Genomic DNA, 16,484 nt, shown 5'->3' with positions numbered 1-16,484 from the left:
CCCTGCGTTGGAGCTGCAGGACGACCCACAGGAGCTGATGCCCCGTCGCCGCCCGACGCAGGAACGATCGAAGCGCAAGTTCGACGCCCTGTTGCAGGCCTCCCGCGAATTACTGGTCGAGGTCGGCTTCGAATCGTTCACCTGCGAAGAGGTCGCGGCCCGCGCGGAGGTGCCGATCGGCACGCTCTACCAGTTCTTCGCCAACAAGTACGTCATCGTCTGCGAGCTGAATCGCCAAGACCTGGTGGCGGTTTCACAGGAGCTGGCCGACTTCCACGGCGAGATCCCGTCCATGGACTGGCTGCGGCACATGACCCAGCTCGTCGACCACCTGGCCGACCTGTGGATGACCGACCCCTCCCGGCGCGAGGTGTGGCTGGCCATGCAGTCCACCCCGTCCACCCGGGCCACCGGCGCGATCCACGAAAAGGAGTTCGCCGAAGCGGTTTCGCAGATGCTGCGCCCGCTGATGCCGCGCACCCCGCGCGGCCGCCGCTCCATGATGGCGCAGGTGCTGGTGCACGTCGTGTACTCGATGCTGAACTTCTCGGTCCAGGACGGCCTGGCCCACGAGGACGCCGTCGCCGAGCTCAAGCGCCTCATGGTGGCGTATCTGCTGATCGCGGAGAAGGAATCGCGATCCGGCGGGCAGCGCACCACCTTCGATCCGGAGTAGCGCGCACCCGCGAACCGCGTCAGTCGCGGATCAGATCGGCGAGCTCGCCCGGATCCTCGAGCACCACCATGGCGGCGGCGGTGTCGCCATCGTGGGTGAGCGACAGGTGAACTCGGACCCGCGGCAGGAATTCCGCTGCCAGCCCGTGCAATTTGATGCTGGGCCGTCCCCAGGCGTCGTTGACGACCTCGATCAGCGGATACGGGTTGTCGCCGATCTGCGGGCTGCGGGCGAAGCGGGATGACGCCCACGCCTTGATGACCGCTTCCTTCGCGGCCCAGCGGGTGGCATAGCTGCGTGCCGGGTCGGTGCCCTTGCTTTGGCAATAGCGCCGCTCCCCAGCGGTGAAACTCTCCCGGAGCATGGTGGTTCCGGTACGTTCCATTTGCTCGGCGAACTCGGAGATGGTGACCAAGTCCAGGCCGATACCCAGGATCGTCACAGTGCGGGACTCCTAGATTCCTCGTAGTGCAGTCGAATTGGCTGCGAACATACCAGCGGACCTACGGCACCGTAGGCTCCGCGCTCTACCGTCGGATCACCGACATGGAACGGCGGGCCCGCGTCCGGTGCTCGCGCGGAGCACAGGACACGAACCCGCCGTGTCGAACCTGCCGTGAGCTACTTACCGGCAGGCCGGTCCTTGCGGCGCCGTCACGTAGACGGCGTCGGAGCCCAGCCGCGCCCGCTGCGAGAGCAGCATGTCGGCCTCGAGCTGCCGCGACTGCTTGGCCGGGGTGCCGTCGCCGCCCAGGCGGCGGTCGGCGGGCCGCTCGTACATCGGAGCGCCACCGCACATCGCCTCGGCGAAGCGCTGACGGCCCGCGAGCTGACGCTCTTCGGCCTTGCGCTGGTACGCCTCTCGCGCCTCGGCGTCGGCGATGGCCTCCACGAAGGCCTGCGGGTGCACGATGGCGACCAGGCCGGAGACGTGGCCGAAGCCGAGCGAGGTGACCAGACCGGCCTTGAGCGGGAAGCGATCTCCCACGGTCAGCGCCTCGCGCAGCCACACCAGGTGCGGGTACTGGGCCATCTTCTCGTCCACGCAGTCGAGGCTGCGGTTGGGCGGGATGACGCCCTGCTCGAGCACCTGGCACAGGCCGATCATCTGGAACGCCGCCGCGCCGCCCTTCGCGTGACCGGTGAGGGCCTTCTGCGAGATGACGAACAGCGGAGCGCCTTCCGAGCGCCCGATCGCCGAGGCCAGCCGCTCGTGCAGCTCGGACTCGTTGGGATCGTTTGCGGCGGTGGAGGTGTCGTGCTTGGAGATGACCGCGATCTCGTCGGCGCCGACGCCCAGCTTGCCGAGTTCCTTGGCCAGCTTGGACTCCGGGCCACCGCGGCCCGCACCCAGGGCGCCCAGGCCCGGAGCCGGGATCGAGGTGTGCACGCCGTCGGCGAAGGACTGCGCGAACGCGACCACGCCCAGCACCGGCAGACCCATCTCCAGGGCCACCGAACCGCGGGCCAGCAGCACCGTGCCGCCACCCTGCGATTCCACGAAGCCGCCGCGGCGACGGTCGTTGGCGCGGGAGAAGTAACGGTCGCTGATGCCCTTGGCGGACATGACGGCCGAGTCGGCGGTGGCGGACATGTCGCCGAAGCCGACGATGCCCTCGATGCCGAGGTCGTCGTAACCGCCGGCCACGACCAGGTCGGCCTTGCCGAGCTTGATCTTGTCCACACCCTCCTCGACGGAGACCGCCGCGGTCGCGCAGGCCGCGACCGGGTGGATCATGCCGCCGTAGGAGCCGACGTAGCTCTGCACCACGTGCGCCAGGGCGACGTTGGGCAGGGCCTCCTGCAGGATGTCGTTGGCGTGCGGCTCACCGAGCAGGTTGTCGATGTAGAGCGAGCGCATCGACGACATGCCGCCCATACCGGTGCCCTGGGTGTTGGCCACCATGGCCGGGTGCACCCACCTCATCAGTTCGGCGGGGCTGAAGCCGGAGCTCAGGAACGCGTCCACGGTGCAGACGATGTTCCACAGCGCCACCCGGTCGACCGAGCTCACCATGTCTGCGGAGATGCCCCACTTGGTGGGATCCCAGCCGGTGGGGATCTGGCCGCCGACGGTGCGGGTCAGCTTGGCCTTGCGGGGCACGCGAATCTCGGTGCCCGCCTTGCGCGTCACCTGCCAGTCGCCCGTGCCCGCGACCGGGGTGACGACCGTCTGCTCCGGGTTGGCGGCGACGAAGGCGCGCGCCTCGGCCTCGCTGTTGACCACGAAGGACAGGTCCTTGTCCAGGAACACCGAGGTGAGCAGCGGGGCCGCGTTCTCGATCATGGCGCCGTCGTCGCCGTAGCGGCGGACGCCGCAGCGCTCCACCACGGTGTCGTGGTAGCGGTCGGCCAGCTCGGATTCCTCGACGTAGTCACCGGATTCGGTGTCGTACCAGCCCGGCTTGGGGTCGTTCTCCCAGGTGACCAGGCCGGTGGTCCAGGCCAGCTCCAGCACGCCCGCGGCGGAGAGCTGGTCGGAGACCTCCATCTCGAAGCGGGTGCGCGCCGAACCGTAGGGGCCGAGCTCGCCCGCGCCGACGATGACGACCATGTCGTCGAGATCGGCGGTGACCGAACCCCATTCGGGGGTGACCAGCTTGGAGCTCAGGGTCGGCGGAGCGGGCAGGGCGGAAATGGTCGAGCCGTCAACGCCTTCGGAGTCGGCGGCCGCGGCCTCGGCCTCGGCCTGCTCGCGCGCCTCCTTGGCGAGGGCGGGCAGATCCAGCTTGGCACCGGCCAGACCACCGGTGAGGTCGATCTGCTGCGGTCCGGACGCGGTCACCACGCGGGCCCGCGAGGTGCACCACTTGAGCAGCTCGTCGGCCATCTGGATGGTGGACCAGGTCTGCACGCCAGCCTTCTCGACGGCCTCGACCAGCGGGTCGTTGCCGCCCATCAGGCCGGTGCCGCGCACCCAGCCGATCAGCGCGTGCACCAGGGTGACCCGCTCGGACCAGGAGGTCTCCGCGCGCCACTTGGCGACGATGGCGTCCAGGGCGGCCTTGGACTCGCCGTAGGCGCCGTCCCCGCCGAACATGCCGCGGTTGGGCGAACCCGGCAGCACCACATGCAGTTTCGCGTCCACATCGTGGTCGGCGCCGATGGCGGACAGGCCGCCGATCAGGCGTTCCACCGACCACAGCAGCACCCGCATCTCCATCTCGGCGCGGGCGCCGGCGTCGGAGAGGTCGCCGGCCACGCGGGGCGCGGCGAACGGCAGCAGCAGGGTGGGGGTCATCGCCTCCTTGACCAGGATCTTGGCGCCGCCGGCATTGTCGACCTGCTCGGTGCCGACCCAGTCGATGAGCGCGTCGATGTCGGTGTAGGAGGCCATGTTCGCCGGAACCACCCACAGCGCCGCGCCCTTGCGGGCGTTGTCGCGGTAGAGCTGCTTGTAGAAGCTCAGGCGGTCGTCGTCCAGCTTGGAGGTGGTGACCACGACGGTCGCGCCACCCGCGAGCAGCCGGCCGGTGGCCGCCGCCGCGATGGAACCCTTGCTGGCGCCGGTGATCACGGCGATGTCGGAGGACCAGATGCCCGGCTCGGCCGAGCTGAGCGCGGCCTCGGCGATGGCGCCGTAGACGCCGGCCAGCACCGAGCGGGCCGCCTTCATGGCGCGGTTGCGCCACCAGGTGGCCTGCGCCGCAACGGCTTCACCGGCGCCGAGGTAGCCCTCGACGGCGGGTTCGGCGGGCAGCGAGCCGTCGTTGCCGAACCACAGGCGGGCCAGATCCTCACGGGCCGAGGCCCACCGGTCGTCGATCAGGACGGCCTTCTTGGCGTCGAACGCGGGCGCGACCAGACGCGGCCAGTCCGAACCCAGTTCGGCCGACACCAGATCCACCAGGGTGTCCTCGGTGGCCTCCGGCGCGGACGCCTGCTCGGCGTGGCCGAGGGACTCCAGGATCACCCGGGCGGCCTGCGCCAGCACGCCGTCGCGGCCGGTGATCTGCTCGGTGAACTCGCCCAGCGCGGCGGCGTCGACGGTCGCGCCGCCCGCACCGCCACCGGCGGAGGGCATGGAGACCGAGACTCCGCGGCGCGCGGCCACGGACTGCACGGCGGCGTCGATCGCGGCGTCCACGGACGCGGCGTCCGACAGTCCGCCCGCCACCAGGCCACCCAGGTCGCCACCGCGGACCGACTGGCCCTCACGGGTGCCGAGGGAGACCTCGGCGGTGACGTGGCTGGCCCAGCCGTCGCCCAGACCCCAGGTCTTCTTGACCCGGTCGGCGATGGCCGCCGGACGCTTGCCGGACGGGCCGAACACCTTGCGCAGGTGGTCGCCGATGGAGTCGGACAGCACCGAACCGAACGGCTTGTAGGTGCGGGCCAGACGGTCGACGGTGTTGGACAGCGCGCCCATGTCGGCGTCGGCGGCACCGTCGATGGCACCGAGCGAGAGCTCCGCGCCGAGGTCGACGAGCAGCTGGTTGCGGCGCGAGGACACGCCGTCGCACAGGCCCTCGATGGTGTCCACCGGGCCGATCTGGTCCATCCGCAGCTTGGTCCACAGCGCGATCAGCACGCGGGTGGCGTCGGCGGCGGAGAACGCGATGTCGTCCGGGGTCGGGCCACCGGTCGGCACGGCCACGGGGGCCGGGGCGGCAGCGGCGGCGGGCGCCGGTGCGGCGGAAGCGGTCTCGGCCGGGGTCTCCTCCGGCTCCTCCACAGGGGCCGGGTCGGTGTCGGTCGAGTAGACGATGCCGCGCTCGCGCTCGATATTGAGCACCTCGACGACAGCGTTGCCGAACTGCGGCAGCTTCAGCGTGTTCGAGGCCAGGTTCGCCACGGTCGGCGTTGCGGCCAGACCGATCTCGACGAACCGCTCGACGCCCACGCCGCCGTGCTCCACATCGGTGAACAGCAGGTCCTGGGTCTCGATCCAGCGGACCGGGCTGGCGAACTGCCAGGCCAGCAGCTCGACCAGGACCACGCGGCACAGCTCGACGCGCTTGGCCTCGGAAGACCAGTCGGCCCAGTTCGCCAGCACCTCGGCCAGCGGCTCCGACGGCACCAGATCCGCGATCTCCTGGACGAATTCACGCTCCAGGTTGAACGGCTTGGGCACCAGGTTCGGGATGTAGCGGCCGATCAGCAGCTCCGGCTGCAGGTCCGCGGGCAGCAAGTCGAGCAGCTTGGTGCGGAACTCCGGCACGCCGGCGCGCAGCACGGTCGAGTGGAACGGCACGTCGATTCCCGGGATGAGCACGAACGCGCGCTTGCCGCCGGTCTCGGCGCGCAGGCGCTCGATCTCGTCCTCGAGCGCCTCCATGCCCTTCACCGTGCCCGCGATGGCGTACTGCGCGCCCCGCAGGTTCAGGTTCACGACCTCGAGGAACTCGCCGGCCTGCTCGCCCAGGCCCTTGACCCAGCCGATGACCGCGTCGTCGGCGATGCCGATCTGCGAGGGGCGGATGGCGGCCATGCGGTAATCGCTGCGGCCCTGGGCATCCCGGGGCACCAGCTCGTGCATGGCCGAACCGCGCTGGAACACGACCTCCAGCACCGCGTTCAGCGGCAGCACGCCCGCCGCGGCGGCGAGGGCGTTGTACTCACCGACGGAGTGGCCCGCCAGCATCGCGCCCTCGATGAAGGCGCCCGCCTCGCGCAGCTCGGCGACCTGGGCCACACCGAGGGTGGCCATGGCCACCTGGGTGAACTGGGTCAGGTGCAGCACGCCCTGCGGGTGGCGGTATTCCACGCCCCGCGCCTTGAGGTAGGTCGGGTTGTCGCGCACCACGGCCAGGATCGAGAAGCCCAGGGCCTCACGGGTGTGCTTGTCGGCGCGGTCCCAGATCTCCTTGGCGGCCTTGGACCGGGTGCGTGCGTCCAGGCCCATCCCCTTGGCCTGAATGCCCTGTCCCGGGAAGGCGTAGACCGTCTTCGGCGGCGCGATGCGGCCGGTGGCGGTCATCACCAGGTTGCCGTCGATGCGGCAGGAGACCTCGACGATCTCCGAACCGTGGTCCACCGCAACGCGTTCCACGCGCACGTCGATCTGCGCGCCGAGGCGGACCATGCCCAGGAAGCGGGTGGTCCAGGCGGTGATGGTGCGCGGCGGCACCTTGTCGCCCAGGTCGATCGCCGAGACGGCGTGCTGGGCGGCGGCCGAGAGCCACATGCCGTGCACGATCGGGGTGCCCAGACCGGCCAGGCGAGCGGCGTTCTCGGAGGTGTGGATCGGGTTGAAGTCACCCGACACGTGCGCGAAGGCGCCCATGGCGCGCGGGGCCACCAGGGCCACGTCGCGGCGGCGGCGACGCGGGGTGTCGGTGGCGTCGTCGGACAGCGAACCGGCGGCGCGCGGCGGGTCGGACAGCTCGGCCTGGCCGGTGCGGCCGCGAATGGCGAAGCGCTCCACCAGAGTCGCGACGGCCGGGGTCTCCAGGCCGTGGTCGCGCATGACGCCGACGGTGACCTTGACCTCGACGACGCGGCCCAGGTCGGTGTCGAGCACCTCGGCGGACTCGGCGCGGACCGCGAGCACGGCGTGCTCGGCGGGCAGCGCGCCCAGCAGCTCGATCTGATGGTCGAGGTGGACCAGGTCCAGCATGCCCTCGATGACGGAGTGCGAGTCCGCGGTGCGGGTCGCGCCCAGGACCGCGAAAACGGCGGGCCAGCAAGCGCCCACGAGCACGTCGGGGGCGGTGCGGCCGAGGGTGGACAGGCTGTCCGGCAGGCCGGCGCCGGTGACACCGGCGTGGTCGGCGATCAGGTCCGGGCTCCAGGCCAGGTTGACGTGCGCGACCTGCGCGCCGTCGACCGACTTGACCTCGGGCAGCGACTGGCCCGCGGCGACGGCGAGCAGCGCCGACATGGCGGCCTCGGCGTCGTCCTCGGTGATGACCGGCGCGCCGCCGTTGTACACGGAGACCGGGACGGTCATACGGATGCGGACGGCGTCCTGGCCCAGCAGCGGGACCGCCAATTCCAGGTAGGCGCAATCACTCTCGGGGCCATCGGTGGCCGAGAGGGTGGAGCCGGTCGGCGGGTGCTTGGCGCCCTTGCCGTTCATGACCCACTCGCGCAGATCGCCGAGGCGGTGGATGGGGTTGACGGTGGTGCGGCCGGCCCACTGCACATCGGGTGCGGCCAGCACGATGTCGAGCAGTCCTCCCGCGACCTCGGTGCGGCGGCGGCCGTCCACGGCGGCCGGGACCACGCCCGCGCGCACCAGCGTGAAGGCGGTGTCCTGCTCGAAGCGGTCGAGGAGTTCACCGACCGGCTCGTCCACGCGGGTGATGCCCGCGACGGCGACGGTGCCGGGGATGATGCAGACCTGGTCGGCGGTGTAGCGGGCATCGTGGGCCTGCCACAGCGAATCCGAACGCCACCAGCGGCGCACGTCCTGGTCCACGACCGGGACGAAGTTGACGGGCTTGCCCGGAATCTTGCACAGCGACACGAAGAACGGCACGTCGGCCGGGTGCAGCACGGTGTCGGCGGCGGCCGGGTATTCGGCCTTCAGGGTGCAGATGGCCTGCACCGGGGTCTCGAAGGCGGAGTCGTCGGCGAACAGGGTCGCGATCTCGCCGCGGTCGGCCGGGTTGAGGCGGGATTCGGTGCGGCGCACCATCTCCGCGAACCGGTCGCGCCAGGTGATGTCGAGCCAGACCGAGCGGGTGGCGTCGGCGATGGCGTCGGCGAAGTCGGCGCCGCAGTCGAAGTCCTTGCGGCGGTCCAGGCCCACGGCCAGCTCGACGTAGCGCTCCAGCCACTCCAGGTAGGTCATGGTGGCGACATCGCCGAAGTACGGCTTGGCGGTGCCGTCGAGCGCCTCGATGATCTCGGCGCGGCGCGCGGCCACGGCGTCGGCGTCACCGGCGACCTCGTCGAGCAGGCGGCCGGTGCGGGAGGCGGCATTGTCGATCTCGTGGATGTCCGCGCCCAATTGGCTACGGCCGGAAGCCATGCCGCCGACCGCGGTGCCCGCGCCGACCCAGTCGGGGGTGCCGGGGGTGTCGACCAGCAGCTGCTTGACCTCGGGGGCGGTGGTGGCCTCGAGGGTCGCCATGGCGGCGGTGCCGACCAGGACGCCGTCCAGCGGCATGGCCGGGTAGCCGTGCTGCTGCGACCAAGCGCCGGTGAGGTATTCGGTGGCGCGCTCGGGCGTGCCGATGCCGCCGCCGACGCAGACCACGACATTGTCGCGGCCGCGCAGCTCGGCGTAGGTGTCGAGGAGCAGGTCGTCGAGGTCTTCCCAGGAGTGGTGACCGCCGGCCTTGCCGCCCTCGATGTGCATGATCACCGGGTAGCCGGGGACCGCGTCGGCGATGCGCAGCACGGCGCGGATCTGCGCCACGGTGCCGGGCTTGAACGCCACGTGGGTGATGCCGACCTCGGACAGTTCCTCGATCAGGCCCACGGCCTCTTCGAGTTCCGGGATGCCGGCGGTGACGATGACGCCGTCCAGCGGCGCACCGGCGGTGCGGGCGCGCTGCACGATGCGCTTGCCGCCCAGCTGCAGCTTCCACAGGTACGGGTCCAGGAACAGCGAGTTGAACTGCACCGCGCGACCCGGCTGCAGCAGGCTCTTCAGCTCCTCGACGCGGTCGGCGAAGATCTGCTCGGTGACCTGACCGCCACCGGCCAGCTCGGCCCAGTGGCCGGCGTTGGCCGCGGCCGCAACGATTTTCGCGTCGACCGTGGTGGGGGTCATGCCCGCGAGCAGGATCGGGGAACGACCGGTGAGGCGGGTGAAGGAGGTCTCCACCACGACGCGGCCGTTGGGCAGGCGGATCGGCTTGGGCGCGAATTCGCTCCAGGCCGAGGCGACCTCGGGGGCCGCGCCGGGGGTGAACAGGCTGCGCTGGCCCGGGCGGGTGGAGGCGGCGAGCACGCCGACGCCGGTGCCCTTGAGCGAACCGGCGGTGAGGCGGGTCAGCAGGTCGCCGGGGCCGAGGTCGAGGATCCACTGCGCGCCCGCGGTGACGGTCTCGTCGACGATGCCGACCCAGTCGATCGGGTCGACCAGCACTTCCTGGGTGAGGGTGGCGGCCAGGTCGGCGTCCAGGCCGCACTGCTGGGCCCAGCCGCGGACCAGGTCCACGGTCTCGGCGAGCGCCGGGTGGTGGAAGGCCACCTCGACCGGGATGTCCTCGAAGACGGGGGCGAAGACCGCGCCGCCACGCTTCTTGGCGTCGCGCTCGGCGGCCTGCTCGGCATTGATCTCGGCGGCGCGCTGACGGACGCGGTCGAGCTGGGCGACCGGGCCGCTGAGCACCACGCGACGGCGGCCGTTGCGGATGGACAGCACGGCGGCCTTCTCCGGCGCGACACCGGTCATGACCTCGGCGACAACAGCTTTGAGGGCCTCGGGGTCGACATTGGAGACGGCGACCATCGGGGACTTCTCACCGAGCGGCACCAGGCCGCGGCGGCGGGCGACGAGGCTGGCGGAGGCGCCGACCAGCTGGGCGATGGCCAGCAGTTCGGCGTCACGCCGGCCGTGGGCCTCGGCTGCGGTGGCGGCCAGGCGGCCCTGCGAGTGGCCGATGATCGCGGTGGGCACGTGCGCGACGATGTCGAGGCCCTGCAGGCGCAGCGCGCGCAGCGCGGCGATCTGGGTCAGGAGCACACCCGGCATGGAGACGGCGGCGGAGCGCAACACCTGCGCTGACGGCGCTCCCGAGACCTCCCCCTGCTCCGGGTCGGCGATCTCTTCTTCCAGCATCCACGCGATGGGGTCGAACCCGACCGGCCGGACCACGAGCAGCTGCGCCGCAATCGGTTCCAGCGCGGCGGCGGCCTCATTGACCAGCGCGGTCAGTTCGGGCTCGAGCGCGGAGTCGCGCCCGATCTCCTCCAGCTCGGTGAGCCACTGCGCGCCCTGGCCGCCGAAGGCGAGCGCGTACGGCGCGCCCTCCAGCAACCGGTCCAGCAGCGACGACCTGATCCCGCTCTCCCGTGACTTCCCCGCCGCCCTGGACTTCGATCCGGTCCCGGTGCTCTCGTTGATCGTCAAGACGTTCGACTTCCTTCTCCTGGCGGCCCGTCTCCACAGGACTGGACCGCGCTCACGGTGCGCAGATATCCCTCCGGCCCGCAGGCCCTGGTAGATGCCGAGGATCGCACAAAATCATGAGGATCTCCTCATGTTTGGCCCGCCGACCAGGGGTTTACCGCCGAGTATTTCTGTACGCCCGTACCAGAATAATCAGAAACATGACCCTCCCTCATGTTTGAAGCCGCTGGTGAGCTCGGTTACGCCGATGTAGGAAACGTGAGCCTCCCTCACATTGGCATTTATCAAATCGTTATAATCGCAGGTGAGGTTACCGACCAGTACGCCACACGTCCCCGATGCTTCGCGATCCCCGTTAGACCCGGTAAAGTTTGGACGGTCGTACCGTTAGCGCGAGTGGCGAAATTGGCATACGCGCCAGATTTAGGTTCTGGTGTCCTAGGACGTGCGGGTTCAAGTCCCGCCTCGCGCACACATTCCGCACCCCCGGCCACCCCCGGCCGGGACGTCCGCTTTGCCCGAATCACAGGGTTAGCCAACGATCTCCGCGGACAGCACTGCAACCAGTCAGCAAACCCTTCGTGGCTTTCGTCCGCCCCTGTCCGGTCCCGCCCCTCCCCGACCGGAAAAGACCTTCCGTCGCGGACTTTCCCGGGCTGGAATGTCGGGGACCGAATAGCCTTACCCGCACCCAGATTCGCAACCGAAGGGCGTTCCATGCGAGTTCCATCCCGCACCTCACGACGCGGCCGCACGCGGCGCAAGGCGGCCGGCCTGGCCGGGGCAGTCGTCGCGGCATCAGTCGGCGCGGGGATCGCGCCCGCGAGCGCGGATCCTGGATTGCGGGAGGTGATGTTGGTCGGCAGCAATTGGCAGGGGACGGCCGACATCATCAGGGCCCGTGGGGATTTCGGGAAAATCGGGTCGATCGATCTGATTCCCGACAAGGATGAGCGGCTGCGCGAGATCTATCTGAATCCGGTGAAGTTGGCTTACTTTCTCGGGATTCGGGTGACCGTTGGCGAGGGGCACGACCAGTACGTCGATGACATGTATACGACGCCGGACGGGTCGGCGGTAGTGGCGTCGCGGCCCAGTTTCGCCGATGTGGTGTCCGTCGACAGTGCGACCGGAAAGGTGAAGTGGCGGTTCGCGGTGTCGGGGAATCGTGCTGATCACATGGCGGTGTCGCCGGATGGGCGGCGGGTCGCGGTGTCGGCTTCTACCGGCAATGTCGTGCATGTGCTGGACATCGAGACCGGGGTCGAGCTCGGCCGGTTCCCGACCGGCGACAAGCCGCACGAGAACGTCTTCGCCAAGGACGGGACCATTTGGAACATGGCGATCGGGGATGTGAACACGCCGTTCGACGATCCGCTGCTGGACTGGACGAAGGGGGATCGCAAGATCACCGTGGCCGATGCCACCACCTATCGGGTGGTGAAGACCATCGATATGCGGGAGCGGCTGGACGCGTTCGGTCGCAAGGATCTGTCCGATGCCATCCGGCCGGTCGCGTTCCTGCCCGACGAGTCGAAGCTCTACTTCCAGGTGTCGTTCTTCAACGGCTTCCTCGAATACGACGTGGCGGCCGACAAGATCCTGCGGGTCGCCGAGCTGCCGAAGAACCCGGCCACCGGCCCGGACCGCACGACGTGGGTCAACGACTCACGCCACCACGGGCTTTCGATGGACCCGGACGGCAAGAAGCTGTGTGTCGCGGGAACCATGGACGACTACGCCACCGTCGTCACCCTCGCCGATCTGTCGGCGGGTCCGCTGATCCCCGCCGCCAAGCCGTACTGGGCCACCGTGAGCGGCGACGGGAAGGCGTGCCTCATCTCCGAGAGCGCCGCCGACCAGGTCACCGCGATCGACTTCGCCACCGGCGCGAAGATCACCTCGGTGCCGGTCGGCGACCATCCGCAGCGCGTCCGCCTGGGACACCTTCCGGCGGACTGGAAGTCGCCGACCGCTACCCGGTGAGGCGGGACAGCGGGCCTTCGAGAATCGCCAGGCGGACCGCGGACAGCACCACGGCGCGGTGGGGCAGACGGAGTCCGCCCGGTTCCGGCTCGTCGGCCCAGTGCCAGCCGCCGGGCTGGTCACTGGTGGGCAGCATGATTCGGGCGCCGGGCGCGGGGAGCGTCACCGAGTAGCCCTGGAGGAAGGTGCGAAGCCGCTGGGGTACACGGTGATTCGGGAGTGGCGGGGCGACCAGGAAGGTCCAGTGGCGGTCGCGCGGGTCGGCGATCACGGGCGTGGACGGCAGCTCGGACAGGCGGTCGAGGACCTGGCGGCCGAGTGGTTCGGGGAGGGTCAGGGCTTCGACGGCCGCGCCGAGGGTGAGCAGGGGCCGGTCGGCGTAGAGCTCGACGGGTAGGCCGTAGCGGGCGCGGAGCACGTGGGCCGATTCACGAGGGGAACAACACGATTCGAACATCGGGACCTCCGGACGCACGGTGGGGGTGCACCCGGCGCCGAAGGTGTCCGCGGTCCGTGGCCGACGCGAGGGCATGAACGGAGGTGTCGCGTCGAGAGCGGACACCGGGCGAAGTGGAGGCTCGACGACCGGCACCGGGTGCGAGGAATAGTCTCGGGATCGCCGGTGCCGGGGCGGTGACGCGGTGATGGCGTTTCGATGACCGACTGTAAAGCTGTGTCCCCCAAGGTCGGAGCAAACCCTGTGAGGTGGCTCACCGCCCGGGCATCGGGTCGGGAGCTTCGGCCGCGACGCGCACCGGCGGAAAGGCTTGTTCCGCTTGCCGATAGAGGGATTCGAGCGGCAGCGGGACGCGACTGGCCGCCAGGACCTGGTTGCCGGTGTATCCGGCGAAGACGTCGCCGTCGAGCGTGGCCCGGTACGGGAAGGCCGCGCGGATGTCGTCGAGGTGGTGGCGGGTGCCGACCAGATTCAGGAGATAGAGCCCGTCCGGGCGCAGGACTCGCGCCACCTCGGCGGTGAAGGCGGGGCCGGTGATGCCCTGGGCGATCCGCAGGCCTTCGAAGGCATCGGCCACCACCACGTCCGCGGAAGCCGTTGGCAGGGTGGTGATTTCGGTGAGGCCGTCGCCGAGCCGCAGGTCGAGGCCGGGTACCGAGCGCAGGCCGAGGCATTCGTCGACGAATTCGGCCAGCGCCTCGTCGGCCTCGATGACCAGGTGGCGGGAGCCGGGCCGCACGGCCGCGAGGTAGCGCGGGAAGGTGCAGCCGCCTCCGCCGATGTGCACCACGTCCAGGGGCGCGTCGGCAGGTTCCAGGGAGTCGACCACGTATCCGAAGTAGCGGACGTATTCGAGTTCGAGATAGGTCGGGTCGTCCAGGTCGATGTAGGACTGGGCGATGCCGTTGACGGTCAGCAGCCACCCACCCGGCCGTTCCGCGTCGGCGCGAAGCTCGGCGTGCCCGAACCGCACGTCCCGTGACCGGTTACTCATCGGTACATGATCGCAGGACCGAAGCGGGTCCCCCGCAGCGCTGCCTCGGGGGACCCGCCGGAGCCGGAGCCCTACTTCTGGATCAGCTTGTGCTTCAGCTGCTCGATGGTCTGCCCCCTCAGGCCGAGCCCGTCCTTCAGATACTTGTCGACCGAGCCGTAATCGGCGGTGAGCTGGTCGATTCCGGCCTGCAGGAAGCTCGCCTCGACGCCCAGCAGCGGCTGGTAGACGGCGGCCGCGCCGGCGCCCTTGGCGGCGGTGATCTGCGCGAGGGTGGCCGCGATGGACTTCGCGGAGTACTCGTTGGTGAGCAGGTAGTCGTTCATGATGGTCTGCTGGTCGACGCCCGCGAGGCTGAGCAGCAGGTAGGACGTCCAGCCGGTGCGGTCCTTGCCGGCGGTGCAGTGGAAGACGGCCGGGCCCTGCTGGTCGGCGAGTTGAGTCAGGAGGTCGGCGAAGCGGGCGCGTTCGTAGGCGCCGGTGACGAACTGGCGGTTGAGGGCGCGCATGGCCTCGCGGGCGGCCTCGGGGCTGGTGAGGTTGCCCATGGAACCGGACAGGTCGCCGCTCAGGATGGAGATGTTGACGTACGAGGTGCCGGTCGGCAGGCGGTCCGGCTTGGCCGCGATCTCGCCGCTGGCGCGCAGGTCGAAGGCGGTGCCGACGTGCAGGCCGGTGAGGGTCGCCAGGTCGGCGTCGTTGGGGGTCAGCGCGTTGGAGCGGTAGAAGACGCCCTTGTTGACGTGGTGGCTGCCCTGCGCGTCGTAGCCCGCGCCGGTGCCGGCGACGTCGCGGAAGTTGTCGACGCTGGCGAGGCGGGGGGCGTCGGCGACCTGATCCTGGCTGGGCTTGGCGACGGCGGCCGGCAGCGCCGACAGCTCGCCGCCGGCCAGGTTTCCGAGCAGCGGGCTGACCAGCAGCCCACCGCTGAGCGCGACAACGACGGCGGTACGACGCCATGAAACTGACAACTGACTCACTCCTAATCGCGTGTTGATCGCCGACAGATCTACGCGGGCGGAGTGAACCGGCGGAAACCAGACAGAGAACAGTCCGGCCGGTCTCGTTCAGTGGGACATCCCCTGGTTTCCCGTCGATTCGGCGGTCCATGAGGACTGCAGTGCTGCTGCAAATTTGCCGAGGTTCCCAAAAGCTTTGGTAAAATGACCCATTTCAGTCACCTGACCTGCCTAGACTGCCCGCATGGAGATCCACACCCGGCAGTTGCAGTATTTCGTCGCGGTCGCGGAGGAGTTGAGTTTCACCCGCGCAGCCCAGCGGCTGCACGTCTCCCAGCAGGGCTTGAGCACCCAGATCAAGCAGCTCGAACACGATATGGCCGTCACCCTGTTCTCCCGGACGACTCGCCAGGTGGATCTGACGGCCGCCGGAGCCGTGTTCCTGAAACATGTCCGGAATGTGTTCACCGCCTTGAGTTCCGGACTCGAGGAGGCCCGCGCGGTGCACCGCGGCGAACACGACCGGCTGGTTCTGGGCTGTCTCGAAGGCGCGGCGCTCACCCTGACCGAGCCGATCCTGGCCGCCTTCCGGGCGCGGCACCCCGAGGTCACCATCGAACTGAGCCATTTCACCTACGAGACCCCGTCGGCCGGACTGGCGAACGGCGAGGTGGACGTCGCGTTCGTGCGCCGCCCCTTCGTGGATGACGGCCTGCACTTCGAGCCGCTGTTCCACCAGCCCCTGATGGCCATGCTGCCCGCTCGCCACCGCCTGGCCACCCGCAGCGCGGTCAGCGCCGCGGAACTGCTCGACGAGCCGATCCTGGCCTCCGGCCCCGCCGATCCGGTGTGGAATGCCTTCTGGCGCTTGGAGTCCCACCGCGACGGCCGCCCCGCCCCGGTCGTTCACCCGGTCAAGACCCTGCTCGAGGAACTGCATCAGGTCGCGACGGGCATGGGCATCGCCATGACCGTCCCGTGCGCCGCCTGGATCAAATGGCCCGGCGTGCGCGTGGTTCCGGTGACCGACGCCGCCCCGAACGAGGTCGCGGTGTGCTGGCGCGCGGGCCAGCAGAGCCCGCTGGTGCGCTCGTTCGTCGAGGTGGCCCGCCGGGTCCGCGACGAGAACCCGGACCTGGTCGCCCGCCTCCAGGAGCTCCATCACGCCGTGCCCGCGATGTCGTCCTGAATCCACAACTCCCGCTTGTGGATAATCCGAAACAATTGATTTCAGTTCTTTTCCGCTGTCACATAACGTTTCTCGGCGTGAGCGAAAGCTCATTCTGGAAACATCTGAAGGAGAAGAACACATGGGTTCCGTCGCCAACTTCCTCTTGGACGCTCTCATCTCGGAGCTGACCAAGAAGCTCTTCAGCGGCTCCGCTGGAAAGTAGATCGTCGCGCCGTACGCGCGATATCGAAGGGGCGGTGCCGAGTCGAAC

9 protein-coding genes and 1 tRNA gene are annotated in these 16,484 nt (G+C 69.8%); 4 read left to right on the top strand and 6 right to left on the bottom strand.

The window, feature by feature from the left end; all coding sequences use genetic code 11:
* Nucleotides 1-37 precede the first annotated feature (37 nt).
* Nucleotides 38-676, top strand: coding sequence for a TetR/AcrR family transcriptional regulator (locus ACFV4K_RS12445; RefSeq protein ID WP_357284577.1), 639 nt, complete (start codon nucleotides 38-40; stop codon nucleotides 674-676).
* Nucleotides 677-695: 19 nt separating this feature from the next.
* Here the strand turns inward: ACFV4K_RS12445 and ACFV4K_RS12440 are convergent, their stop codons facing one another.
* Both ACFV4K_RS12440 and ACFV4K_RS12435 read right to left on the bottom strand, forming a co-directional pair.
* The gene (locus tag ACFV4K_RS12440; RefSeq protein ID WP_326311540.1) at nucleotides 696-1,118 is read right to left on the bottom strand and encodes a holo-ACP synthase; all 423 of its coding nucleotides are present in this window, start codon (nucleotides 1,116-1,118) and stop codon (nucleotides 696-698) included.
* A 183-nt stretch (nucleotides 1,119-1,301) separates the two neighbouring features.
* On the bottom strand, nucleotides 1,302-10,646 hold the full coding sequence (locus ACFV4K_RS12435; RefSeq protein ID WP_379274393.1) for a fatty acid synthase subunit beta domain-containing protein: 9,345 nt from the start codon (nucleotides 10,644-10,646) through the stop codon (nucleotides 1,302-1,304).
* A 390-nt stretch (nucleotides 10,647-11,036) separates the two neighbouring features.
* On the opposite strand from ACFV4K_RS12435, the gene ACFV4K_RS12430 reads away from it, so the two are divergent.
* Both ACFV4K_RS12430 and ACFV4K_RS12425 read left to right on the top strand, forming a co-directional pair.
* Nucleotides 11,037-11,118 (top strand) — tRNA-Leu (locus tag ACFV4K_RS12430).
* A gap of 245 nt (nucleotides 11,119-11,363) precedes the next feature.
* The gene (locus tag ACFV4K_RS12425; protein ID WP_379274391.1) at nucleotides 11,364-12,632 is read left to right on the top strand and encodes a YncE family protein; all 1,269 of its coding nucleotides are present in this window, start codon (nucleotides 11,364-11,366) and stop codon (nucleotides 12,630-12,632) included.
* Here ACFV4K_RS12425 and ACFV4K_RS12420 read toward each other — a convergent pair.
* The 3 genes from ACFV4K_RS12420 to ACFV4K_RS12410 all read right to left on the bottom strand — a co-directional run bounded on the left by ACFV4K_RS12420 (nucleotide 12,622) and on the right by ACFV4K_RS12410 (nucleotide 15,054).
* Nucleotides 12,622-13,194, bottom strand: coding sequence for a hypothetical protein (locus tag ACFV4K_RS12420; protein WP_379274390.1), 573 nt, complete (start codon nucleotides 13,192-13,194; stop codon nucleotides 12,622-12,624). The genes ACFV4K_RS12425 and ACFV4K_RS12420 overlap by 11 nt on opposite strands.
* Before the next feature lie 148 nt (nucleotides 13,195-13,342).
* Nucleotides 13,343-14,083 (bottom strand): spermidine synthase, encoded by a 741-nt coding sequence (locus ACFV4K_RS12415; RefSeq protein WP_379274388.1) that lies wholly within the window; start codon nucleotides 14,081-14,083, stop codon nucleotides 13,343-13,345.
* A gap of 71 nt (nucleotides 14,084-14,154) precedes the next feature.
* The gene (locus tag ACFV4K_RS12410; RefSeq protein ID WP_379274386.1) at nucleotides 14,155-15,054 is read right to left on the bottom strand and encodes a tyrosine-protein phosphatase; all 900 of its coding nucleotides are present in this window, start codon (nucleotides 15,052-15,054) and stop codon (nucleotides 14,155-14,157) included.
* A gap of 232 nt (nucleotides 15,055-15,286) precedes the next feature.
* On the opposite strand from ACFV4K_RS12410, the gene ACFV4K_RS12405 reads away from it, so the two are divergent.
* Entirely contained in the window at nucleotides 15,287-16,231 is a 945-nt protein-coding gene (locus ACFV4K_RS12405; RefSeq protein WP_379274384.1) for a LysR family transcriptional regulator, read from the top strand.
* 58 nt (nucleotides 16,232-16,289) lie between these two features.
* Here ACFV4K_RS12405 and ACFV4K_RS12400 read toward each other — a convergent pair.
* Nucleotides 16,290-16,484: hypothetical protein (locus tag ACFV4K_RS12400; protein WP_379274382.1), on the bottom strand; the 195-nt coding region annotated here is incomplete at its 5' end.

Source organism: Nocardia sp. NPDC059764 (genome assembly GCF_042732555.1).
Lineage (GTDB): Bacteria > Actinomycetota > Actinomycetes > Mycobacteriales > Mycobacteriaceae > Nocardia.
This window is presented reverse-complemented; position numbering and strand designations above follow the sequence as displayed.

What these genes read in the sequence shown, in the direction of transcription:
- ACFV4K_RS12445 (WP_357284577.1), top strand. Translation starts at nt 38, where the DNA reads ATGCCCCGTCGCCGCCCGACGCAGGAACGATCGAAGCGCAAGTTCGAC.
- ACFV4K_RS12425 (WP_379274391.1), top strand. Translation starts at nt 11,364, where the DNA reads ATGCGAGTTCCATCCCGCACCTCACGACGCGGCCGCACGCGGCGCAAG.
- ACFV4K_RS12405 (WP_379274384.1), top strand. Translation starts at nt 15,287, where the DNA reads ATGGAGATCCACACCCGGCAGTTGCAGTATTTCGTCGCGGTCGCGGAG.
- ACFV4K_RS12415 (WP_379274388.1), bottom strand. Translation starts at nt 14,083, where the DNA reads ATGAGTAACCGGTCACGGGACGTGCGGTTCGGGCACGCCGAGCTTCGC.